Below are 23,738 nucleotides of genomic sequence, written 5' to 3'. Positions count from 1 at the left end.
CGCTGCTTACTTGTCAACAGAAGTAGACGGTGGTCCCTGAGGACTTATCCGGCGTGCTGGGAGGGAGGGGGAGCCGCTAGGCTTCCGGAGTGGAGGGGGCGACGCCCTCGATCAGCCCCTGCTGGATGGCATAGCGGGTCAGGCTGGCCACATCGTGCAGGTCGAGCTTCTTCATCAGGTTCGTACGGTGGTTTTCCGCAGTCTTCACGCTGATGTTGAGCTTTTGTGCGACTTCCTTGGTGCTGTGGCTTTCGGCGATCAGTTGCAGGATTTCCCGCTCGCGGGCAGTGAGGACATCGACGCCCTTACGGCTGGAGGAGTTCGGGTTCAGGACGGCTTCACGCAGCATCTGCGCGACCTCGGGGCCAAAGTAGCTGCCGCCGTTGGCGACGATCTCGATCCCCTTCTTCAGCTCGCTCAGGGGGGCGGACTTTTCGACAAAGCCATGGGCGCCTGCCTGCAGCAGCTCCCGTACGAGTGAAGGGTTCTGATAGCCGGAGAAGACGAGCACGCGTGTGTTCTTCAGGTGCTTGGCAAAGCGCCGGAGCACTTCTGCGCCATTCAGGCCGGGAAGCATGACGTCAAGGATGACGAAGTCGGGCTTCAGCTCCATGACGAGGTTGTAGGCTTCCTGACCGTCGCCGGGCTCGGCGACCACTTCAAAGGACGGATCAGACTGAACGATCTGGGAAATCATTTCCCGTACAGCGGTCTGGTCCTCAACGATTACAACTTTCTTCATGTGAGAGCAATTGGTAGACAAAAAAGCACAAATAGAGTCTGCTGGCGAGTTATTTTAGGGCCTGTGGCGGACCCTCGCCGGTGGTATACCGACTCTGGTTATTGCAAAACGGTTTCGTATAATACCCGTAATGTAAAGGCTTTTTGCCCTGATTGCCCAAAGCTAGGGTTTTTAAAACTTCCTTTACAGGAAGGCCTTGCGGAAACTGGGGGGTATTTGGTAGGCCGGCTGGGACTCGAACCCAGAACCAATGGCTTAAAAGGCCACTGCTCTACCGATTGAGCTACCGACCCGCGAAAGGGGACCAAGAAAAGCATGCTCTGAGCGCTTGGCAAGCGCAAAAGGATTGCAGGGGACGATCCTCTATGTAAGTTCCTGTGATATGCAAATCCCCTCTCTCTGGATAGTCGGCCTGGTTGCGGCCGGGGCTTTATTCATGGGCGGCTGCGAATCCCCGATCTCTCAGGGGATCGCGACCGACGGCAAGGACATGCAAAACTTCCTGGTGGGCTACGAGGAGACGACCTACGAGTATCCGGTGCAGGTGCCCGGTACTAACCGTTGGGTTAAGATCGAGTCCGATCAGCCGATTGATCATCCGGTGACCTACGAGGACTACCTCGCATGGAAGGCGCAGCAGGAGGGGCAGACAGAGGAAACGCCCGAACCTGGCACCTCCAAGGTCAACGCTCCCAATCGCAAATAGTATCTCCGAACAGGTATGACCTTCGCTGAAGAACTCGTCCTGCTCGCGCTCGATCCGGGCACGGGTAAGTTTCACCCGCTTCCGCGCAAGTCGCTGGAGCTGTCACTGGCTGGGGCCCTCCTGCTTGAGTTGTCTTTCCAGGAGGTGATCGATACGGAGCCGGACGCGGTGGTGATCCTGCAGACCAAGTTCAAGCGCAGCCAGTTTCTCGATGCCGCCCTGCAGACGATCCGTGAGGGCGAGGATCGCGTGCCGCTGCGCCAGGCGCTGGCCCGTCTGGCTTTGCAGGGGCATATGCTGATTTCCCGCACGCTGCAGCGTCTTGTCGATCAGGGCGTGCTGACGCAGCGCGATAACTCCTTTCTCTGGATTAAACGCCCGCTGCTGCATCCTATCGCCGATGGCGAGAGCTACGACAACGTCGTGGACCGCATCCGCGCGCTTGCGCTCGACGCTGAGGAGATTCCCGATCCGCACGATGTTGTGCTGGTGGCACTGGCCGAGGGCTGCAAGCTGCACAGCCTGCTCTTTACCGTGGAGGAGTACCCGCAAGTGCGTGAGCGGCTGAAGGCGATTGCTGCGATGGATTTTGTCGGACAGGCCATTGTCCGGGCCGTACAGGACCTCGGCGAACGTTCCCTGCTGGAGCTGGCCGCCGGTCGCGAATCCTGAGTCTGTTGCGACTTTTTGTTTTTAAGCCTATGTCGTTTTACGCCGGTCTGCTTGACCTGGTGTGGATATTGCATAGCCCTAACGTATAATGGCTTGGAGTCGATATTTGCGGTTTATACAGACATTAGCCCTCTCGGGACTCTTGTGCGCGAGTCTGGCGGCTCAGGATGAGCCGAGTTCTCCGGGTGATACCACGGATACCGGGCAGCAGGAAGCCGCTCCGGCCGCTCCTTCGGAGGCGCAGCCCTCTGGTGCCAGTGCGCCGACTCCAGCAGCGGGGCGGCGGCCCGCGATCTCTGTGCCGGGTGCCCGGGAGAGTGTGCGTGACTACCGTCAGACCGTAAACTTTGCCCGGCTAACGAGCCCGCGCCAGACTTGGGAGTCTATGCTGCTGCTGATGGATGAGTTCAGCCAGGAGATTCAGGAAAACGGATTTACCTACGAGAACGAGCCACGACTGAAGTATCTGGAGAAGCAGATCGTCAACCTGTTCGACCTGCGCGAAATCGCGCCTTCGCTGCGGACAGATGCTGGGATGGAGGCTGCTGTCTATCTGCGTGATGCGATCGCGCGCTTCGACCTGCCGCCCGCGGACATCCTGCCGGATCATGCGGAAGCCATTCAGGAGATGAGAGATGGTTTTCCCGGTATCTGGAACGTGTACGGGAGCCCGATCGAGATTGTCTATGTGGATTCGGGAGAGTTCGAGGGGCGCTTCCAGTTCTCACTCTACACGGTGCTGAACGCCAAAGAGATGTACGAGGGCGTTTCCCACCATTCCTTCGTGTACCCGGAATTTGCCGGACTGAGGGAGGCGTATTTTAACACACCGGGTCCCGGCATCCCGGATGGATTGATCCAGTCTCTGCCGGAGTGGACACGCCGGGGCGTGTGGGGTATGCGCGTATGGCAGCTCGCGATCGTGGTTGTGCTGACCTTTGCCGCTGTGCTGCTGGTCTGGCTGGTGAACCGCTTGATCAAGGTGCTGTCGCGGCGCTTGCCACGTGTCCTCTCGGGCCTCTTGTGGTTGGTTATTCCGTTACTGATTATCTATCTGGTCACGAGATTGAGCGGGTTCTTCAGTGAGGATGTTTTTCTGACGGGAACGGTTCTGGCCACGGTTCACTACATCCAGCAGGGGACGGTGCTTCTCTGTGTAGTTGCGATGATCTTCGCCGGAGGGAGCATCTTGACCGATATCGTTTTTCTGGCCCCGCGCTTCGACAGGCGTGGAGTAGATGCTTACCTCGTGCGCTTCGGGCTGCGGCTGGCCAGCATCGTGGTGGCCGCGGTCGTCTTGCTTGAGGGGCTCCAGAAGATGGGGTTCACGCTGGCGACGGTTCTGGCCGGGGCCGGGGTGACGGGTCTTGCTGTTGCGCTGGCGGCGCAGGAGTCCCTGCGTAATATCTTCGGGAGCATTATGCTGCTGCTGGACCGGCCTTTCAGGGTGGGGCAGCGCATCCAGATCCGCGGGCACGATGGGGTCGTGGAGGAGATCGGGCTGCGCTCGACGCGGATTCGCCAGCTCGATGGCCTCGTCGCAGTTATCCCGAATGAGGATGTCGCGCGGGCCGATATTGTGAACGTCACTCAGCGCCCCTATATCCGACGTCTGGTAAATCTGGCGCTGCCGCTGGACACTTCTCCTGAGAAGGCCGAGGAGGCGGTGAACATCCTGCGGGAGGTTCTCGCCGTGCATGAGGTGCCGCACAGTCAGGAGCAGATCGAGGCCAACCCGGAACTGGAGGACAAGACTCGCCGCATCAATACCGAGATCAACCAGCCGGGCTTCCCGCCTCGCATCTTCTTCAATGAGTTTAACCCTGCCTCGCTCAACATTCTGGTCATCTACTGGTACCACCCTCCTGCTTACTGGGAGTTTCAGGAGCATGCCCAGCGCGTTAACCGCGAGATTCTGAGCCGCTTTGAGGCGGCAGGTATCCGCTTGGCGCTCCCCGCGCAGGCGCTGCACTTGACCGGGGATGCGTCGCAGAGATTGGCCTCGGGAAGCAGCTACGTGACGGGCGAGGAGGATGATTTGCCCAAGGGTTGCGAGAAATAGCTGCCGGATTCCAGAGCGGCTGCTATGCTATTCTAAAACGCAATCATCGTGCTCAGAAGCAGGGCGAGGATGAGCAGAAAGAGACCGCCGGTGGCGAACTTTACCAGCGCGGCATTCCTCTGGAAAAACGCGGTCAGGCGCTCGTTGCTCAGCCCGAAAAACGCCAGCACGATGACGATGAGCAGGGGCACCGTGAAGGCGAGGTTGTAGAGGACCAGATAGCCCAGGGCCGCGGTTTTCTCTGCGCCGGTATGGTACATGTAGAGGATGACCGGGGCGTAGATCTGGCCGGTGCAGGCCAGCTCCAGCACGGAGACGACCACACCGGCCCCGAAGGCAGCCAGCACGATACGGCGGTGCCGGGTGCCGTGACGGATGGCGGCGTTGATGCGTTTACGCAGAAACAGGGGCAGCTTGAGGGCCGTGTCGTTCAGCCGTCCGCGCAGGCAGAGGAAGCCGTCCCGGATGCAGAGGATAGCGAGCACCAGTGCGGCGGCGGCCAGTACCCAGTTAAAAATATTCGCGATGGCACGCACGGCGGACGCGTGGCTGATGGCCTGTGCGAACCCGGCTCCGAGCGCCAGATAGGTGAGAAAGATCGCCAGGGCAAAAGCCAGGCCGACCTGCAGCATTTGCGCGGGCGTGCGCTTGGCCACATGCAGGTACGAAAGGAAGAACAGGATGGTGGCAAAGGCGCAGGGGTTGACCCCGTCCAGTAGGCCCGCGACGAGCACGATCCAGCCAGTCATGTGCTCAAAGCGCTGGCGGATACTCTGATCGGTCTGCGCGGTGGGCTCCGTATCCATGCTTGGATACCAGTCCGAGGGTGGGGTGGAGAGCGTGCGGTCCAGCAGCTCGGCCAGCGAGACAAAGTCTATCTCCTCGCGCCCGAGTGCACCGGCCCGTGTGAAAACCGCCGGGGCCAGCAGGCGTTGGTTTTCGGGGAGTCCGAAGTGCTCGGACAGCGCCTCGTTTAAGCGCATGGCGGCGGTGTTACGTATGTCGTGCTTCTCGATAACGAGCTCTGGCATCGCAGCCTGGAGCTCCTCCAGTGAGGCCTGCGCCTGCTCACACTCACCACACCCGACCTGATAGAAGTACACCACACGCACCTGATCGGTGGCGGCTGCCGGTGGGTTGTCAGCACGGCTGCTCGTCGTAGCTGGCGGGGGCGTCTCACTCTGGGCGGACAGCGTGCCCATCCCTGCCGCCAGCAGGAGGGCGGAGCTTAATCGGAGAACTTTCGCTAAGGTGGCCATCAGGACAAAGCCGCATCCTGAGAGTCGGCTCACAGGAGGGCCAGCCCGAATTCTCGTCCCTTTACTTGGGCGCAGGAATTATGGCGCATCGCGATAAATTCTGCTTGCCACTCTATTTTTCAATACATACGTACGGAATCAAAAATGGGCCGACAACAGAATATCGACCGTAATGCCGTGCTGGACGCTGCCGAACAGATCGTGCTCACGCACGGGGCAGCGGACCTGAGTATGGACGCGGTGGCTCGCGCTGCTGGGATCACCAAAGGCGGCGTACAGTACTGCTTCGGGTCGAAGCGCGGCATGATCGATGCGATGGTGGAGCGCTGGTGCCGTCAGTTTCAGGATGAGATCGATGAGCGGACCCCTCCCGCCTCTGACCCTGTGGCTGCCGTACGCGGCTACGTCGAGGCGACCGCGAGCATCAATAAGAACTCTCATGCCCGAGCGGCTGGCCTCATGGCCATGCTATTGCAGAGCCCGGAGCACATGGAGACTGCCCGCACCTGGTACCGTGAACATTTGCAGCCGCTCGATCTGAGCACGCCGGAGGGGCGGCAGGCCCGTATCGCATTTATGGCGATGGAGGGCGCGTTCGTGTTGCGCAGCTTTGGCTTTATGTCCATGAAGGAGGATGAATGGACCGAGCTCTACGCTGAGATTATGGCCACTCTCCCATCACCGAAACAGAAATCCAAGAAAGCTGCCAAGCCTGCGGCTAAGGCGACACGTGCCTCCCGAAAGAAATAGGTCCATCTGAACATTTTGAACTGTATCCATTTATTATGACACTCTCTCTTGATCAAGGTATCCGAGGCGCACTCGACTGGCTGGCCCGTGAACAAAAGTCTGAAGGCTTCTGGAACGATGTGCTGGAGTCAAACTGCTGCATGGAGGCGCAGTGGGTGCTCGCTATGCACTTCCTGGAGCGTACCGATGACCCCAAGTACGACAAGATCATCAAGGGCATCATCCACAAACAGCGTGAAGACGGCTCGTGGGACATTTACTATGGTGCCGAGTTGGGGGATATTAATACCACGATCGAGTGCTATGCGGCCCTGCGCAGTGCCGGGATGGGCCCGGATGAAGAGCCGACACGCTTGGCCCGCGAGTGGATCCTCTCCCACGGGGGCATGCAGAAGGCGCGCATGTTTACCCGCTTCTGGCTCGCTACGATCGGTGAGTGGCCCTGGGAGACGCTGCCCGTGATCCCGCCGGAGATCATCCGTATTCCGCTCTGGGCACCGTTTAATATCTACCAGTTCGCCCAGTGGGCCCGCGCGACCTTTATGTCGATGAGCATCGTCTCGGTGCGCCGCCCGGTCGTGCCCCTGGCCCCGGAGCGCCGGTTAGATGAGCTCTACCCGGAGGGGCGCGAGAATTTCGACTTCTCCTTCCCGAAGCGCCTGTCGGGATTCTGGCCGACGTTTTTCCGCACGGCGGACAAGGTCCTGCACTTCTGGCAAGGCCTGCCCTGGAAGCCCGGTCGGGAGAACTCCATTAAGCTCGCGCTGGAGTGGGTGATCAAGCATCAGGATGCGGACGGGGCCTGGGGGGGCATCCAGCCGCCCTGGATCTACGCGCTGCTGGCGCTGCATACGGAGGGCTACAACCGGGAGCACCCGGTGATGGCCGCAGGCATCAATGCCTGGAATAACCACTGGTCCTACGAGCGTGATGGGATGATCTTTATCCAGGCCAGCGAATCGCCGATCTGGGACACGATGCTGGCCATGCAGGCGATTCTCGACTGCGGAGAAACCTGGGAGAGCTATCCACCCCTCAAGGACGCGCTCGAGTACATCCTCGACAAGCAAGTCCTGTGCAAGGGCGACTGGGCCATGACCGTCAAGGGCGTGGAGTGCGGGGGCTGGGCCTTTGAGCGCGCCAACACTTTTTACCCGGACCTGGACGATACGGCGGTCGCCCTGACCGTGCTTTGCCAGATGAAGGAACTGGCCCCGGAAAGTTACCGCGCGCGCATCGACCGCGCTTTTGACCGGGCAGAGGCCTGGCTGCGCGCCATGCAGTCCACCAATGGCGGCTGGGGCGCCTTCGACAAGGACAACCATACCAAGGCGCTCACGCAGATTCCCTTCTGTGACTTCGGAGAAGTGCTCGACCCGCCCAGTGCCGACCTGACTGGCCACAAGCTGGAGGCTCTCGGCCTCATGGGCTACGGCATGGAAGACCCGGCCGTGAAGCGCGGGGTGGACTACATCATGGCTGAGCAGGAGCCCGAGGGCCCATGGTTTGGCCGTTGGGGGGTGAACTATATTTATGGCACAGCGCTGGTTCTGCCCGGCCTGAAGGCGGTGGGCTTTGACATGCACGACCCGCGCATCCGCAAGTGTGCTCAGTGGCTGCTCGAACGGCAGAACGAGGACGGAGGATGGGGTGAAAGCTGCGGCTCGTACATGGACGACTCCCTGCGCGGGGTGGGTACGACCACGCCCAGCCAGACAGGATGGGCGCTGATGGCCCTGCTGGCGATGGACACGCACGAGTACGATGCAGCGATTCAGCGCGGGCTCGACTACCTGCTGCGCACCCAAAAGGACGGGACCTGGGAGCAGCTGGAGTACACCGGTACCGGCTTCCCCGGCTACGGAGTGGGCGAGCGGATTCGGCTCGCTGGGAATACCGATGCCCTCTCGCAGGGGCGTGAGCTGGCCCGTGGGTTCATGATCAACTACAACATGTACCGCCACTACTTCCCGCTCATGGCCATGGGCCGTGCCCGTCGTCATCTGGCGGATCAGGCCTGATTCTCGCATACTGGAGAGGTCATTTTAGACCGCAGGCAGAGCCTTTTCTCGGGGCTTGATGCCTCGCCCGGGCCCCTGCGTGGGCTGCATCATTTGACGTGCCCCGACCTGAGGGGTTCTGCATGCCCGGCTCGGTAGGGCCATACGGCCTTGATGCGGCATACATAAAGGGATTGAGGCCGGTTAGGATTTCGCGGTTTTACCATTTTATTAACAGGCTTAAGCCGCAATATGCATTGACGATTAATGTAGAATAGGGGTAATTACTTATGTCATAAATCCGACTTTGACCTTATCTTTGTTCTATGAAATCTGCTCAGGCGACAGCATCCAGACCCTTGCTTTCAGGGGTGGCTTCTGCGTACTCGCTGATGGAGGTGATGATCGGGATGTCGATCCTGAGTGTGGTGCTGCTCGGCTGCATCGCGGCGCTGCCCCAACTGAGGAAGATTTCATACCGTTCGGACGGGATGAGAATGGGCTTTACGCACTTGAATGCGACGATCGAGGGCTACCGGACGCTGACCTTCGACCAGATGGACGACCGCATAGACTCGGGGGGGACCTCGGCAAACGCAGATCAACTGAACAGCCTGCTCGGGCGCACGGTGGCAACTTCCGGCGAAGCGGTTGCCCACAGCACCTCACAGGTAGCCCAGAACAGCGTCACCTACACGGTGGATTCCTTTTTGCAGTATCTGGACGGGGACGACGGAGCGATCCGGGTCACTGTTGTCGTCCAGTGGACCTATAACGGTGAATCCTACCTGATCCACAGTCAGGCAGTTTTTACAGAAGATGGACTCTCAGATAAAAAGTTTAGCACGGCCAACTAGGCTGGGGCGCACAGGTGGCCCATGCAGGCGGCGGGGGTTTTCCGTGGCCGAGCTCATGGTTGCTGTGGCGATCCTGTCGTTCGTGATGGCTGGGTCGTACGCGACTTTTTACTCCTTCAACAAGAGCATGAAGACCTCGCTGGAGCACCGTGACCAGTCGGAAACGCTGCTCTACGCCTTTGAGACCGTGCACAAGGCGGTACGGGGTATTAGTGATGTGCACCAGACGACAGCTACCGTCTTTGAATTCACCACGACACGGATGGATGGCAGCACCGAGCGCATCCGCTACTGGTACGACAGCGCGAACAGCGGTTTCGTGGCCAAATCCATCACGAACGACACGAGTCGGACATTAGTCGATAACGTCACAGCCGTAGCCTTTACCTACTACGATCGCTTCGGGGATGAAACCACGACGCAGATCGATATGAACGCCGCCAAGCTCGAACTCACCTCAGAACGTGAAGGTGCCAATGGGACCAAGTCTGTCGATACGGAGACGGCCATGGTCACCTTCAGAAACAGGACATTGTAATCATGAAAACTCTACCCAATCGACGCGGATCGGCTATTCTAGTTACATTGATCTTTGCCGCTGCCGCCTTACTGATCATCGTCAGCCAGACCAAGGTCCTTGTCAGCGAGTACGAGGACACTATGAGCTACGGATTGGGGCAGTCTGCCTTCCATCTTTCCGAGTCGGGTCTGGAACTGGCCATGCATGCGATCTCCAAGAATGATCTCGGCTCGGATGGCTGGCTCTCAGAGGGCACTGATGTCTGGAAAAAGACTTTCAGCCAGGAAGTCGCCCTGGGCTACACCGCTAATACCGACGTATCCATCGATCTGGACAGCGATGATGTCTACACCATTACCGCTCTGACCGGTATTGAGGTTGATGGGCGGCTGGTACAGAGCGCTGTTGAGCTGAAGGTGAAAGAAGTGCGCAGCGAAGCCGCTACGGAGTCTTCTACCGGCTCAGGGCTGTTTAGCTATGGACTGGTGGCCAAGAACGGCATCCGGCTGAATCACAATAATCCCGGCATGAAGGTGGCCAGTTACGATAGCGATAACGATTATGGCGTCCCGTACTTTGGGCAGAACACCGGCTATGCGGTGGTCATCGCCAGCGTCTCGAACAACAACTGGTCGATCAACATCAACAACGCCTACATCCATGGCTCCGTCCGCAGCGGCGGGGGAGTCATCGGCTACTCAAACTCTCACCATCATGACCCGACGCAGAATGCGACTGTCATCGGGCCGGATTCGGGTATGACCTACGGCGTCGACCCGAACCGGATGTCCAGAGACTTTGATGCGGAAATCACTGACCCGGACTATCCGACCACCGATGGCTACGCTGTGCAGTCGATGGACCAGAACTACTGGCAGAATAATTCGAGCATCAACCTGGGCTCCTGGAATCAGGCGACCTGGGTCAATACCGAGCGCATCAACACCAATCAGAACACGACGATTACGGTTGTCGGGGATGTGGTCATCGATGCGACCCGCAATCTCAATCTGGGTGCCGACGTCGTGATCGAGCCGGGCGCGACTCTCGTCATCATGGCCGGTGAGAATATCCACATCAATGCCGACGAAATCGCTCAGCAGTATCCCGCGCAGTTTCAGGTTATTGCCAAGGGAAGCCAGGACGTGGTGCTGAACAACTTTGACGTCTTCACCGGTGTCATTAATGCCCCCAACTCCACCGTGAGAATCGCCGGGGTGGGTGGACGGCCCAAGTCCCAGTTCCGGGGAGCCATCGTCGCTAATAACATCGAGGTCACCAACGGTGCTGAGTTCTACTATGACGTGAACCTGGGTAACATCGAACACAGCGACTCGGACAGCTCATCGGGGACCAGTGGAGTGGGAGAGTTGACCCTGGTCGGCTGGCGCGAAATCCCGCCCAGCTCTGTCCAGTAGTGCGCGAGGAGCGCTCGCTCCCCGCTGCTCCATCGCGTAAGGATCCTCTTGGAATCCGCATGGGTTCATGCATATGTGTGGTTCAAATGTTTGAACTTTCCGACTCTGCGAGATCAGTGGCCGAAACGCTAGCTGACGAGCGGCTTTTCAGCCGGGTCTTGTGCGCATCGTGCGTGCCGTGACAAACCCGGTCTTGATCAATGTTGGCCGATCTGAAATAACTTCTGCCATGTTTACCCAAACCTCCAAATCGTGCCTCCTGGCACTCGCACTGGCGATTCCGATGGTTGCATCGGCCATTAACAACCCCGGTTTTGAAGATGGGATGCAGGGCTGGAAGGCCAGCACCCGCGACACCATCACCGTGAAGAACTCGTCCGAGGGTGCCCCTGGAAGCTCTTCCGCTCTGCAGATCATGGACCCTGACGCTGTTAAGGGTGCCTTTATTGCCTCTGACCGCTTCCAGGTCGACAGTGGTGCCAAGTATCAGCTCCTCTACCAGGGCAAGACTGTCAGCGGCAATGGCTGCGGCGTGTATGTTGTGTTCTTCGATGCCTCCAAGAAGGCGATCAACCGCCCCGGTAATTCCAAGGGTACCGACCCGGTCGGCAAGGGCCTGAGTGTCGCCGGCAATAAGTGGAAGAGCTACAAGCTGGACTTTGATGTGCCTGCCAATGCTACTTCTGCCGCCATCTACATCCTCTCCTACGGCAAGAGCACGGGTGAGTTTCTGCTCGATAATTTCGAGCTGAAGAAAATGTAAATTTCACCGCACGCTGCATCCCCATGGGGATGGACAGTAAGGTTTTTCAGGCCGCCCGTTGTGGGCGGCTTTTTTTATCTGCAGGGAGAGTGGTTAAGCGGCGAAAAAGACGGCGATGCTCCAGCCGATCGCTGCAAACAGCGCCGCGACAGAGGCCGGGAGGATCTGGGTCTTTACGTGGTCCATCAGGTCGCAACCCGTGGCCATGCTGCTGAGCACCGTCGTGTCTGAGATGGGCGAGCACTGGTCACCGTAGACACTGCCGTTGATCACGGCTGCGAAGCAGATCGTCAGATATAGCTGGGGGTGGACGAGGTCGGCCGCCATGGCGGTGCCCCAGGCCAGAGGCATGACAAGCGGTAGGGAGACTGCAAAGGTCCCGAAACTCGTCCCCGTGGAAAAGGCGATAAACATCGTGAGGACCTGGCACAGCACCGGAAGCAGCCAGAAAGGAACCGAGCCTGCGAATACGTCCATCAGGTAGTAGCCGCCGCCGGTATCCTGGCTGACGCGCCCGATGACCACGGCCAGCAGCAGCACGACGGAGCCGTAGACGACGCCCTTGAGGCCCTGTGTGAGGCCGCCGATGGCGTTCTCCAGGCTCATGCCGCGTGCGAGTGTTATCCCGAACGCCACCAGTAGAGCTGCACCGAAAGCCCAGTGGACGTTGGGAGAACCGAGCAGAAAGTGCGTTCCGACGGCTACACCGATGATCAGCCCCAGTGGGATGAAAAACTCCCATACGCTCGGGCGGTAATCTGCGGGCGGATCGCTTGTTTCGAGTTCCTTGGCCAGTAGGGGTTGGGCACCGGGCCGGTCGAGTTCACCCGTTTCCCGTGCGCGTGCGATAGCTTCTTTCATCGAGCGGCCCAGAAAGGGGAGCTTGTCGAAGCACATTAGCAGCGTGAAGATCACAGCCGCCCATGCGTACAGAGAGAGCGGAATCGAACTCATGAAAAAGTTCGTGCGGTCTGCCTCCGTGGCCAGAAACCCGACTCCGGAGAGAAAGATCAGGCCCTGCACATAAAAGGGCCAGGCATTGAAGGGGAGCAGGATGGCAATCGGGGAGGCGGTCGAGTCCACGATGTAGGAAAGCTCTTCGTGGCTGACGTTTTCCTTGTCCGCGACAGGGCGTACGGTGGTGCCAACGAGGACGGTGCTGAGCGTGCCGCCCTGAAAGAAGAGCACCCCGAGAAACCAGGCCACCAGCCGTGCGCTGACCGGGCCGCGCACGAAGCGCCGCGTCATCAACTCGGCGAAGGCCTGGGCCGCGCCATTACGCGACCAGATGCCCATGATGCCGCCCAGAAACCACAGGTACAGGATGAGGATGCCCGCTCCGCTCTTGGTGGCCAGTGCGGGGATGACAACATCTCCGGTGATGTCGAACTTACACATCAAAAGCGCACCGGTAATGATGCCGCCGGTTAGCGCAGTGATCGGCTCACGGGTGATAAAGCATAGCGCCACGGCCATGACCGCTGGCAGAAAGGACCAGTAGCCCCAGTGCTGATGGGGGCTGAGTGAGAAAATCTCGATTTGTCCGTTCGCCTGCTGGACGCGTACGCGCTCGGCTTTGGCGGTCGGAAGCTCCGTGACGGACTTTCCGCGCAGCTCCCACAGCAGTGAGTCCGAAGCATCGATCGCATCAGTACTGTTCTGCTCGGTGTCTCCGAGTGATGCCTGTTGGATGTACCAGTGGGGGGAGGCGATCTGCCCGACCCAGGCCGCCAGTGCGATACCCAGTACAAAGATCCATAGACCCGGAGCGTGAAGTAGGCGTAGTGCTGGATGTTTATGCGGGGCAGTCATCGGCAGAGCGGGAGCAGGTCGCAGACCATTATAATCAGTGGAGGCTATTTGAGCACGGTCAGTATGCTTGATCGTATCTCATCGCTCGCAAAGCAGATGTGGCGCGCGATGCCCTGACTAAAGAAGTGCCGCCAGGCCCCGTCAATCGTATATGAGGAGAGGGGTCGCCTGCACACTCTACCGACTATGCGTAGCATGCGCACCGTGGTACTGGAAATAGTATTACCCGAAGTTTCGGCGCTGGTAGGCGAGCACCGAAGCCACGGGTAACCATTCCAACTAACAACCCGGCGGGGTTGATGTCTTTCTGTGCGTCGCCGAGGCGGCAACAAAAGGTGGGGTAAACGCTACCCCTTGTTAACTGAGGCGAGCGGTTCTCAAGCGCGGGCGCGACGCAGGCGCTTGATCAGTACGAACAGCGCGCCGCCCAGACTAGCGAACAGCATGGCTGAAGAGGAGGGCTCGGGGATGTTGATGGAGGAGTCCACCCGGATGTCGTCCAGATAGATCGTACCCGCAAAGTCCGTGGCACTGGATTCCTGGGATTTTGCGGTGAAGTTGACGTTTGCGATAGCAGTCCCTGTCGGATCTTCACCGGCTCCGCCCCAATCGTCACCAACCAGGACGCCGTTGAGGTAGACATCCATGCAGTGCGAGGCTACGGTCTGGTCTCCGTAGGTTAGAGGATCGTTACTGTTGTTAAAGACGACCGACACGGTATTCGCGGTATCCATGGCGTAGGTGGTCGTTTGGCTGGTGTTGAGCCAGACGCCATTACCGGAAGCCCAGACCAGCTCGCCATCCATGACAAAGAGGCCGAAGCTTGTCTTTTTGTTGCCGTTACCGGAGCCGATCCGAACGAGGAAGCCCTGCCCGTTAAAAAGGTCGCCGGAGGGATCATAGAAGGAGAAGTCAAGCTGCCCAGTTTGCGTTCCGGTAAAGGGCGTGATCGCCTCCGAGAAGCTCTGGTTGTTGGTGACGCTGGTATCGGCCAGATAGCCGTACTGATTACCGCTGCTGCCGAAGAGGTCGCTGCTGTCGTCGCGCGCCTCGAAGTAGATGTCATTGCCAGTGTAATCAGATGACCAGTATGCGCTGGCAGTCGTGATGGTGCTGCCGGGGGTATAGCTTTCGAAGTTTTCGAAGTAGAGGACCTCCGCGCTGGAGGTCAGCGGGAGGCAGCCGGCGAAGCCGGCGGAGATCATGAGAGCGGTGAGTTTTGGGCAGTATCTATTCATGGGATATTTTGTCGTTAGGGTTAGTTGGAATGAAAGAACGAGTCGTTTCAGGTCGAGAGCTGGTAGGTATTCGCGTCGATGACACTCTGCAGCGGCTCTCCCCTGAGATAGTGCTGGATATTCTCCAGGGCGAAGTTGCCGCACTGCGCGTAAACATCGTGGGTGGGGCCTGCGATATGGGGCGAGAGGATGGCACCGGGGATGTCCCACAGGGGGGAGGCCGGCGCGAGCGGCTCGCGTGCGTAGACGTCGAGCCCGATGCGAATCCTCTGGCTGCGGGCTACGTCAATCAAGGCCTCTTCATCGACGAGGCCGCCGCGGGCTATGTTAACGAAGACGGCGTCGTCGGGCAGCCTCTCAAGGCGTTCACGCGTCACGCTTTTAGCGGTCTCGGGTGTCAGGGCCTCGCACTCGACGAGCACGTCGCTGTTAGCGAAAAGGGTATCAATGTCAGGCTGCGGCTGCACACCCAGTGCCTGCATGGTCTCAGCAGGAAAAGGGGTGGAGTAGGCCGAGATGCGTACTCCGAAGGGCTTGAGCAGCTGAATTAAATGCCGGGCGATTTTTCCGAATCCGTGGATGCCGACTCGCCGACCTTGCAGGCTCATCGTTTGCAAGTCATCCAGATAGCGCGCGCGTTCCGGGGACGGACCCGAGAACTGCCGAAAGTTTTGCCACAGGGTGGCCTTGCGACAGCAGGCGAGGATGAGCAGGAGTGCATGCTCCGCCACGCAGGGGGTGATCATGCTGCCCCAGTTTGTCACGCTGATGCCGCGCTCGATCAGGTCGATGTCCAAGAGCTTCTTAACCGATCCGGATAAGTGGCAGACGTAGCGGATACTGAGCCACTCCTCGGCTGTGATGGCACGCGTCAGGGGAGGCGTGGACCAGGCAGTCATCAAGATTTCCGGCTGATACTCCCGAAGCAGTTGCACCCAGTTGCCCGGTTCCAGCTGCTGAGGGGCAGCAATGCGCAGGTCGCAGCTGCCCGCATCGAGTGTCATCCCTCCGGGAAAAAACCGGTCGTAGTCGCGCGGAGAGATGGCAACCAGGACGCGTGATTTATCGGCAGGGGTTTCGAGAGCTATCGCAGATTCGTGCTCTGGGGAAATCTTTGGCATCCCCCATAATCTACCCTCATGGAGAGAGGCATGGAAGGGTATGGGTATTTACACAGACTAATCAGTATCTACCGGGGATGAGAGTCAGCCCGTGCGGACGATTTATCAGCGTAAGGGGGCAGGGGAGGTCGTTTTACGCCTGGTTCGCTTCTTGGCGGGGGCTATGGTTGGGCCGTCCTTCCAGATGCCCTCGATGTGGACGCGTTGAACTTTCTGGGGAATGCCTCGCTCACCACGCATGATCATACGCGTGAGGTGATCCACCGCGACTTCACCGATGTGATAGGCGTCTTCGACGACACCGGCGATTTTGCTTTCGTCGGATGATAGACCGGGGCAAACGACCGCGCAGTCGCGGGGGATTCGAAACCCGTTTTCCCTCATCAGCGTGAGAACTTTAGGGCTACCGATGACGACGGCTTCCGGTTTCTCTTCGCGCAGCCGTTTGATAAAGGCATCGGTATCGCTCCAGATTTCATCGTGGACGAGTGGGGGCTCCCCGATGCGGTACTGCGCAGTCAGGTAGCCCGAGAGGTAGTTGTTATCGGTCCGCTCGTTGTGCTCCATGTTGATCGCCAGCGAAATCCGCCGATAGCCTCGCTCGTGCAGGGTGCTCATGATCTGTGCCATGGCGCGGTACTGGGTCGTGCAGACGGTGTGCAGCTCGGGTTTCAGCAGTGAGTAGCCAAAGGTGATGAACGAAAAATCATCCCAGATAAAGTCCACGACCTTCCGTGGCTCAGTCTGTGGGGCGAGCAGGATGCCTCGGATATTACGGGCCCTGAGAATGGATGCCTGGCGTTCGGCTTTAATCTCGTGGGGATCAAACTCAAAACGCTCCAGCTTGAAACCATGCTCTTTGGCGCGCGAAAGGGCTCCCTGGTAATAGTTCCAAAAGAGGCCTTCCTTGTTCCAGGGGAAGCGCTTGTCGGTAAATGCGAGCCAGGCGAGTGTCCCCTGAAAGGTGTGATCTTTCATCGTGCTCCGGTACATGGCCAGAGCGGACAGCATTGGGTCCGGGGCATAGCCGAGCTTACGGGCGGCACGCATGACGCGCTCTCGTGTCTCTGCCGGGATGCTGGGGTGGTTACGGACTGCGAGCGATACCGTGGCCCGGTGCACACCTGCCTCGTAGGCAACGTCCTTTTGGGTAACACGCTTTTTTTGCATGGTAACTAGTCTGTGTAAACAGAGTCTGGGCGGGTTATTTCGTCAAGGGTATTGTCGGAAACGAGGCGGGCGTCGTGGCGCTGTATGCTTTTGTTAATGTGACTAGTATGTGTGCATGAGTGCTGGCTTTATACCTGTGAAGGCGTGAACTATAAACGAGGACTGGTGCACTGGGGTTTGTGATTTTTCCTGTGCGCATGCCCCTGACATGAAGAAACCAAATATTCTATACATCCTCGTGGATGACATGGGCTATGGCGATCTGTCGTGCCTGAACGAACACAGTAAGATCCGCACCCGGAACCTTGATCGGCTGGCTGCGAATGGCATGAGCTTTACCGATGCTCACTCGAGCTCAGCAGTGTGTACGCCCTCGCGCTACAGCATCCTGACCGGTCGCTACAATTGGCGCTCGTGGCTCAAACGTGGTGTCACAGACGGCTATGATCGCCCTTTGATCGAATCTGATCGCATGACGGTAGCCTCATGCCTGCGGGAGCAGGGATATGCGACTGCCTGTATCGGTAAGTGGCACCTGGGCTGGGACTGGGCTCGGGGTGAAGATGGAACCGTGGACTATACGCAGCCTATCAGCGGTGGCCCGACTGATGTCGGGTTCGACGAGTTTTTCGGCATTAGCGGATCTCTCGATATGCCACCGTATGTGTATTTGAAAAACGAATACGTGACGGCGGCTCCCGATCGTGTGACCCCCGATAGCCCGGCGCCTGCTTTTTGGCGTGAAGGCCCCATCGCCCCGAACTTTGCGCATGAAGAGGTGATGCCGGCGTTTACCCGGAAAGCCATCCGATATATCGAAGAGAAGTCTGCCGGCGAACAGCCGTTCTTCCTGTATTTCTCGTTACCGGCTCCGCATACACCGATTTTGCCACGGCCCGAGTTTCAGGGAAAATCCGGGACCAATGCCTACGGGGATTTTTGTCTGGATGTGGACGATGTCGTCGGGCAAGTGATGGATGCATTGGAGCGTTGCGGTGTGGCTGAAGATACCATCGTGGTTTTCACGTCCGATAATGGGTGTTCTCCGCAGGCTAACTTTGAGGAGTTGGCAACTGCGGGACACAACCCCAGCTATATCTTCCGCGGGCACAAGGCGGATATTTACGAGGGAGGGCATCGTATCCCCCTGCTGGTGAGATGGCCCAGACGCATTGCCTCGGGGGCGACGTGTGGCGAGACGATTTGTCTGGTAGACTTTCTGGCGACATGCACGGACATCCTCGGAGTGACTCTGCCCGGAGGAGCGGGGGAGGATAGCGTAAGTAACCTGCCGCTGTGGGAGGGAAAGCCACTGGACGGCTCGCTGCGTGAGGCGACGGTTCATCACTCCATTGATGGCTCTTTCTCGATTCGCTATGGGCAGTGGAAGCTCGAAATGTGCGCTGGCTCCGGCGGCTGGAGTGATCCCAAGCCGGGTTCGGACTGCGAAGGTCTGCCTCCTGTTCAACTCTACGATCTGCAAAGCGACATCGGTGAGCGCCGCAACGTCTATGCCGAAAACCCGGTGGTCATCGACCGCCTCCGCGCGCTGTTGACGCAGTATGTCGAGAACGGGCGGAGCACACCGGGCCCAAAGTGTGAGAACACGAACGGCACCGCCTGGGAGCAACTGTGGTGGATGCACCCCGATACCTCCAACAACTGCTGAGATTCGATGCGGTGGTCCACTTCGCGTGAGTGAACATCCCGGCGTCGCTGAACAGGTTCACGAGAAATGGCTACGTGCGTGGAGATTTTGCGTTTGAACGCGTTCGTATATGTTTGTTTTGTCGGGTTAGCAGCGTTTTGAGACGCTATACTCGTTGTGTTCACCCCGATCTCGTTTGCGTGCGACCATTGCCCGCCTGTCTTAGGTGCAGGCTGAGGCGATGGATATGTATGCGGCGGCCTATGCAGGGAACGCACCCAGATTAACCCACACCCGAATGGCCCATGCCCCGTAAACTTCTTATCCTTTGTTTGGTAGCCGCTGCCGGCTTTGTTTTTCCTCAATGTACACGTCCTGCTGCTGCCAATGCGGCACCAACGACCAGCGACGCTCCTGCGGAAGCCGGGCAAGCCAAAGCTGCTCCCCCGCAGCCTGTAAAGGTATCCCCTGAAGCGGTCGCAGATGATGTGAATGAAGCGCCGGGCGTTGCCCCTGCCAAGCCGTTGGGAGAAGATAATAAGCTGGTCTCCCGCTATGAGCTGCTCAAGCGCATCCACGATGATCCGGCCATGGCTGAGGCGCGCGATGAGTTTGTCAAAAAGAGCCGCTGGCTCCTGGAGAAGCCGATCATCCGCCGTCCGATGACATTGGCGGATATTAAGGATAACAAGCTGGGCTGGGATAACCGCTACACGGAGGAGTATCTGCAGTTCTCGCTGGCACGGACGGATATCATGGTTACCGCTGCCGTGCTTTCGCGATGCGAGCGTATGGCCTCAGCGTATGTGCTCAGTGGCGACAAAGCTTTCCTTGATCATGCCCTTGAGCAGATGGAGGAGCTGACTACCTGGGACCCGCTGCAGCGCCCCGGATGGAGCTCCTATGGGAAGCATGGTAAGTATACTGATGATGGGGTATGGATGGCGACCGGTCGCGGTATGCTGGCCTGCGTAGTCTTCATCGACTCACTGCCCCCCGAGGCGATACCGGCCGACCTCAAGGCGAAGATGGACGCGCTGCTCAAGCGCGAGATCAAGTATGTCGTCGACGACTGGAAGTCCGAAAAGGGCTGGTTCGTCAAGGCGAAGGCAGTTTTCAGCAACCAGTGGGTGATCCCGCTCTCCGGGTTGGTCGGTGCTACGGCGTACCTCGGTTTGGATGAGTATGGCGAAGAGTACGAATACGGTATCCAGCGTCTGCTTGAAACCTTTAACGCCGAGGGCGAACAGGGTGAGTTTGTCGAGGGGATGTCGTACTCGATCGCGACGATGAAACTGCTGATGCCGGCTGTTCGCAGTTCTCTGATGGTAGGGGATCGCCGCCTGGCCGATAATGCGTTCATGAGTAACTATGGGACGTGGCTGGCGCACCACATCCAGCCCAATGACTACACGATCAACAATTTCGACAATTTTTACGGCTATCGTTTCTCGCTCAGAAACTACATCGATATCTTTGCGGATCTGGCCGTTCTGCTGAACGATCCGGTTGCCCTCTGGGTGTGTAAGACACAAGCGGAGAAAGACGTGTACGAGTACTCCATGACGCGGACGCTGAACGGTATGATCGTAAAAGCGATGTCGGATAAGGGGATGAAAGAGCCGGCCCCCTACGCCTACTACCCCAAGATGCAGATGCTGACCTGGCGCGACAGCTGGGACAAGAAAGCCTCAGGGCTATGGATGCGCGGAGGGGCCGAGACGGACTTTCACGACCACATGGACCGTGGGGGTGTGAACTTTATCGTCAATGGCCGTGCGGTGCTCATTGAGGCGGCATTGATCAGCTATAGCTACCAGGACGTGCTCCAGTATTTCCGCACCATCACAGGGCACAACGTGCTGCAGGTGGGAATTATTGACCCGATGAAGGCCACGATTGAAGAGCGCGAGGCCGTCGGACAGCCGAAGAAGGACGAGTTCCGGGCAGCACCGCTGGAAGTGATCTACATGGATGAAAATGGCGGTGAGGCCGAGGCTGACATGAGCCAGGTCTACCCGACAGCCGAGAAATGGATCCGTACGATTATCTGGACGAAGAATACACTGGAAGTCCGTGATGAAGTCGTCCTCACCAAGCCCGAGATCGCCTTATTTCGCTGGCACCTGGGGTTGCCCCTGCGCGAACTCAAAGACAAATATAATGATATGAGTGGTATCATCGCCCCCGGTGATGAGGCTGTCCTGACGCCCGGAAAGCTGGTCGCCGGTGATCTGACCGTGACCTTTGAGGCGGATTGCGAATTGGACCAGAGCCTCCAGCCGCTTATGGATCGCACGCTAGACTTCAAGCAAGGTGATCACCAATGCCTGGTCCTGCAGTCGGCCGAGCCAGTCAAGGAAATGACCCTGACGACTGTCTTTGACGTACAGGAGCAGTAAGTTCTAACTTTTCATAAACCGTTTTCGTTGACGCCCTCCCTGCTTCGGGGAGGGCGTTATTTTCGATCAAGGAGAGGTTAGGAGGGATGGGTAACAAACGGGGGATTGGCCGGATGGACGCGGATGAGCGCCCTGTGGCTCTCGCGACGGACAATAAAAACCCCGCACCGTTCCCGGAGCGGGGTGGAAAATGGACGCTGTAGCGCGGTTTAGTAGACGTCGCGCTGGTAGCGCTTCTGCTTGCGCAGGTCCTCGAACCATTCCTGGGCCTGATCTTCGGACTTGCCGCCCACGGTCTGGGCGATTTTCAGCAGGGCGTTGTGGACGTCATGAGCCATGCGGCTGGCATCACCACAGACGTAGAAGTGTGCGCCCTCGTCGAGCCAGCGGTAGAGTTCCTTGCCGTTTTCGAGCAGGCGGTCCTGCACGTAGATCTTCTCGGGCTGGTCGCGGGAGAAGGCCACGTCGAGGCGGTTGAGGACACCCTTCTTGATGTAGTCCTGCCACTCGAGCTGGTAGAGGAAGTCGTAGTTGTAGCGCTGGTCGCCGAAGAAGAGCCAGTTGGCACCCTTGTCGCCGTTGATGGCGCGCTCCTCGATGAAGGAGCGGAAGGGGGCGATGCCGGTGCCGGGGCCGACCATGATGATCGGGGTGTCGGAGTCGGCGGGCAGGCGGAAGTTCTTGTTCGAGTGGGTGTAGACCGGAACGGTGCCGCCGGCCTGCAGGTCGTCAGCGATAAATGTGGAGGCAATGCCCTTGCGCTTGCGGCCATGAGCTTCATAGCGGACGGCTGCAATCGTCAGATGCACCTCATCCGGGTGGGCCCGGAAGGAAGAGGCGATCGAGTACAGGCGCGGGGGCATCTTGCGAAGGATGGAGACAAACTCGCTGCCGCTGAGGCCCTTGATCGGGAAATCCTCAAGCATGTCGATGATCTGGCGGCCCCACAGGTAGTTGTGGAGCTCTTCCTTGCTGTTGTCATCAAGGAGCTTGGTGATTTTTTCGGAAGCAGCCTTGTCGTTGTACTTGCGGAGAATGTTTTTGCTCAGCCCGGTGATGTCGTAGTGGCGGGTGAGGGCCTCGCGAAGCGTGACTTCGCTACCGGCATTACCGCTGACGCGCTCGCGCGGGTCAAAGCAGCACGTATCCATGATCTGATCCACGACATCCGCGGGATTCGCGGGGATGAGGGCCAGGGCGTCACCGGGTGCATAGCTGAGGCCGGAGCCTTCGAGCGAGAGCTCGAGGTGCCAGGTCTCCTTGATCGATCCGGTGCCGTTGAGGAGGATGCGCTCCTTGAGGCGAGCGGGGAAAGGATTCTTTTTGCCGTAGATCTGGCCGTTGGCGGCAGGCTTGGGCGTCGGTGCAGTCTGGGCGGCGGCTGCTCCATTGCTGGAGGAGGTGCCGTTCATGACGACGGCCCGTGCCGGCTCAGGCTGGGCGACTTTACCGAGGGCCTTGAGGGCGCCGTCGATCCACTTCTGGTAGGGCTCCTCGTAGTCCACATCGCAATCGGTGCGGGAGTGGTAGCGCTTGGCGCCGAGGTCTTCGAGGCGCTGGTCGAAGTCGCGCCCGATCTTGCAGAAATGCTCGTAGGAGGTGTCACCGAGAGCGAGTACCGCGAAGCGGAGCTTCTCAAGCCGCGGGCAGCTGTCGTCCATCACGGCTTTGTAGAAAGTGCTGGCGCCGTCAGGCGGCTCGCCCTCACCCCAAGTGCTGACGATGACGGCCACATTGCTTTCCTTGGCCAGCTGCTCGGGTGTGATGCTGCCCATGTCCTTGACGGTGGGCAGGAATCCCTTGGTCTGGGCCATGTCGCGGGCCCGGTCGGCCAGCTCTTCACAGTTGCCGGACTCGGTGCCGAACAGAATCGTCAGCGGGATGCCCTTACTGGGCGCAGCTGCGACCGCAGCGGCAGGGGCTGGAGCGGTCTGCTGGGCGGGTGCATTACCCCCGACGCCTGCGAGGTAGCCGCTCAGCCAGGCATTTTGCTCGGAGGAGAGGGCGCTGATCGCGCCTTCGATGGCCTGCCGTTGTTCAAGACTGAAGGGGGCTTGGTCAGGAAGCTGCATGTCGGGGGGGACTTTGTCACGCGGTGGGAACATCCGCTCGGGCGGAGCCCACTTAAAAATTGGTGCCAGAGGGCAGATTTGAACTGCCGACCAAAGGCTTATGAGTCCTCTGCTCTACCACTGAGCTACTCTGGCAAGGGTTTGAAAATGAATGATTTGTGCTGATTCTGCAAGCGGTGCGCGCGAGGTGTGGTGGCCGTCTGGAAGCTCTCGGCTGTCAAAGGACAGCGAGCGTTTCCCGCAGCACGCGAGGATCAACAATGAAACTGTATAAGAACACAGGAAGCGCGAAATAGTAGGGGTCGGGTCGCTGGAGTCAAGGCGGGAAATGCGTACATTTTTCGTCTTTTTTTTGTACGTGTTCAGTAACCTGTCTGCCGGGCCTCGCGGCTAGCTATGTGTTTCTACGTGCAGGGATCTTTTGGGGGGCGTACATCTTTTATAAATAGACGTGTGCGGGTGTGGGCCGAGGGGATGTTACCTGCACAGGGGTGAAAAATGATTTTGCCCCGTGAGGGATGCAAGT

General features: G+C 58.8%; 18 protein-coding genes and 2 tRNA genes. 11 read left to right on the top strand and 9 right to left on the bottom strand.

Features of this window, described 5'->3' with window-relative positions:
* Positions 1–76: 76 nt before the first annotated feature.
* Complete coding sequence (locus K0V07_RS01000) at positions 77–742, bottom strand: response regulator transcription factor (protein WP_220622669.1); 666 nt, start codon at positions 740–742, stop codon at positions 77–79.
* Between the two features lie 217 nt (positions 743–959).
* A tRNA-Lys gene (locus tag K0V07_RS00995) sits at positions 960–1,035 on the bottom strand.
* Positions 1,036–1,124: 89 nt separating this feature from the next.
* Here K0V07_RS00995 and K0V07_RS00990 point away from each other — a divergent pair.
* The 3 genes from K0V07_RS00990 (at position 1,125) to K0V07_RS00980 (ending at position 4,182) form a co-directional block, all read left to right on the top strand.
* Complete coding sequence (locus K0V07_RS00990) at positions 1,125–1,448, top strand: hypothetical protein (RefSeq protein WP_220622668.1); 324 nt, start codon at positions 1,125–1,127, stop codon at positions 1,446–1,448.
* A 15-nt stretch (positions 1,449–1,463) separates the two neighbouring features.
* Complete coding sequence (locus K0V07_RS00985) at positions 1,464–2,120, top strand: GPP34 family phosphoprotein (protein ID WP_220622667.1); 657 nt, start codon at positions 1,464–1,466, stop codon at positions 2,118–2,120.
* Between the two features lie 142 nt (positions 2,121–2,262).
* On the top strand, positions 2,263–4,182 hold the full coding sequence (locus tag K0V07_RS00980) for a mechanosensitive ion channel domain-containing protein (protein WP_220622666.1): 1,920 nt from the start codon (positions 2,263–2,265) through the stop codon (positions 4,180–4,182).
* 32 nt (positions 4,183–4,214) lie between these two features.
* Here K0V07_RS00980 and K0V07_RS00975 read toward each other — a convergent pair whose 3' ends face one another.
* Positions 4,215–5,441: a cytochrome c biogenesis protein CcdA gene (locus tag K0V07_RS00975; RefSeq protein ID WP_220622665.1), complete on the bottom strand. Its 1,227-nt coding sequence runs from the start codon at positions 5,439–5,441 to the stop codon at positions 4,215–4,217.
* Positions 5,442–5,585: 144 nt separating this feature from the next.
* Here K0V07_RS00975 and K0V07_RS00970 point away from each other — a divergent pair, with 144 nt between their 5' ends.
* The 6 genes from K0V07_RS00970 (at position 5,586) to K0V07_RS00945 (ending at position 11,749) form a co-directional block, all read left to right on the top strand.
* Positions 5,586–6,191, top strand: a complete 606-nt coding sequence (locus tag K0V07_RS00970) for a TetR/AcrR family transcriptional regulator (protein ID WP_220622664.1) — start codon at positions 5,586–5,588, stop codon at positions 6,189–6,191.
* 35 nt (positions 6,192–6,226) lie between these two features.
* Entirely contained in the window at positions 6,227–8,212 is a 1,986-nt protein-coding gene (gene shc, locus K0V07_RS00965; protein WP_220622663.1) for a squalene--hopene cyclase, read from the top strand.
* Between the two features lie 305 nt (positions 8,213–8,517).
* Positions 8,518–9,048 carry a hypothetical protein gene (locus K0V07_RS00960; RefSeq protein ID WP_220622662.1) on the top strand — a complete coding sequence of 177 codons (531 nt, stop codon included), beginning with the start codon at positions 8,518–8,520 and terminating at the stop codon, positions 9,046–9,048.
* Between the two features lie 64 nt (positions 9,049–9,112).
* Entirely contained in the window at positions 9,113–9,586 is a 474-nt protein-coding gene (locus tag K0V07_RS00955; protein WP_255568058.1) for a hypothetical protein, read from the top strand.
* Positions 9,587–9,588: 2 nt separating this feature from the next.
* Positions 9,589–10,986: a hypothetical protein gene (locus K0V07_RS00950; RefSeq protein WP_220622660.1), complete on the top strand. Its 1,398-nt coding sequence runs from the start codon at positions 9,589–9,591 to the stop codon at positions 10,984–10,986.
* Between the two features lie 229 nt (positions 10,987–11,215).
* Complete coding sequence (locus K0V07_RS00945; protein ID WP_220622659.1) at positions 11,216–11,749, top strand: carbohydrate binding domain-containing protein; 534 nt, start codon at positions 11,216–11,218, stop codon at positions 11,747–11,749.
* A gap of 93 nt (positions 11,750–11,842) precedes the next feature.
* Here K0V07_RS00945 and K0V07_RS00940 read toward each other — a convergent pair whose 3' ends face one another.
* The 4 genes from K0V07_RS00940 to K0V07_RS00925 all read right to left on the bottom strand — a co-directional run bounded on the left by K0V07_RS00940 (position 11,843) and on the right by K0V07_RS00925 (position 17,090).
* Positions 11,843–13,561 (bottom strand): Na+/H+ antiporter NhaC family protein, encoded by a 1,719-nt coding sequence (locus tag K0V07_RS00940; RefSeq protein ID WP_220622658.1) that lies wholly within the window; start codon positions 13,559–13,561, stop codon positions 11,843–11,845.
* A gap of 377 nt (positions 13,562–13,938) precedes the next feature.
* Positions 13,939–14,799, bottom strand: coding sequence for a PEP-CTERM sorting domain-containing protein (locus K0V07_RS00935; RefSeq protein WP_220622657.1), 861 nt, complete (start codon positions 14,797–14,799; stop codon positions 13,939–13,941).
* Between the two features lie 47 nt (positions 14,800–14,846).
* Positions 14,847–15,920 carry a hydroxyacid dehydrogenase gene (locus tag K0V07_RS00930; protein ID WP_220622656.1) on the bottom strand — a complete coding sequence of 358 codons (1,074 nt, stop codon included), beginning with the start codon at positions 15,918–15,920 and terminating at the stop codon, positions 14,847–14,849.
* 105 nt (positions 15,921–16,025) lie between these two features.
* The gene (locus K0V07_RS00925; protein WP_220622655.1) at positions 16,026–17,090 is read right to left on the bottom strand and encodes a LacI family DNA-binding transcriptional regulator; all 1,065 of its coding nucleotides are present in this window, start codon (positions 17,088–17,090) and stop codon (positions 16,026–16,028) included.
* 208 nt (positions 17,091–17,298) lie between these two features.
* On the opposite strand from K0V07_RS00925, the gene K0V07_RS00920 reads away from it, so the two are divergent.
* On the top strand, positions 17,299–18,759 hold the full coding sequence (locus K0V07_RS00920; RefSeq protein ID WP_220622654.1) for an arylsulfatase: 1,461 nt from the start codon (positions 17,299–17,301) through the stop codon (positions 18,757–18,759).
* Between the two features lie 467 nt (positions 18,760–19,226).
* Positions 19,227–21,140, top strand: coding sequence for a heparinase II/III family protein (locus K0V07_RS00915; RefSeq protein ID WP_220622653.1), 1,914 nt, complete (start codon positions 19,227–19,229; stop codon positions 21,138–21,140).
* Between the two features lie 209 nt (positions 21,141–21,349).
* Here K0V07_RS00915 and K0V07_RS00910 read toward each other — a convergent pair whose 3' ends face one another.
* Together K0V07_RS00910 and K0V07_RS00905 are read right to left on the bottom strand one after the other, a co-directional pair.
* Positions 21,350–23,212 (bottom strand): assimilatory sulfite reductase (NADPH) flavoprotein subunit, encoded by a 1,863-nt coding sequence (locus K0V07_RS00910; RefSeq protein ID WP_220622652.1) that lies wholly within the window; start codon positions 23,210–23,212, stop codon positions 21,350–21,352.
* A gap of 60 nt (positions 23,213–23,272) precedes the next feature.
* A tRNA-Met gene (locus K0V07_RS00905) sits at positions 23,273–23,347 on the bottom strand.
* Positions 23,348–23,738: the final 391 nt, after the last annotated feature.

The sequence above is a fragment of the Ruficoccus sp. ZRK36 genome (assembly GCF_019603315.1).
In the GTDB taxonomy this organism is placed as follows: domain Bacteria; phylum Verrucomicrobiota; class Verrucomicrobiia; order Opitutales; family Cerasicoccaceae; genus Ruficoccus.
This window is presented reverse-complemented; position numbering and strand designations above follow the sequence as displayed.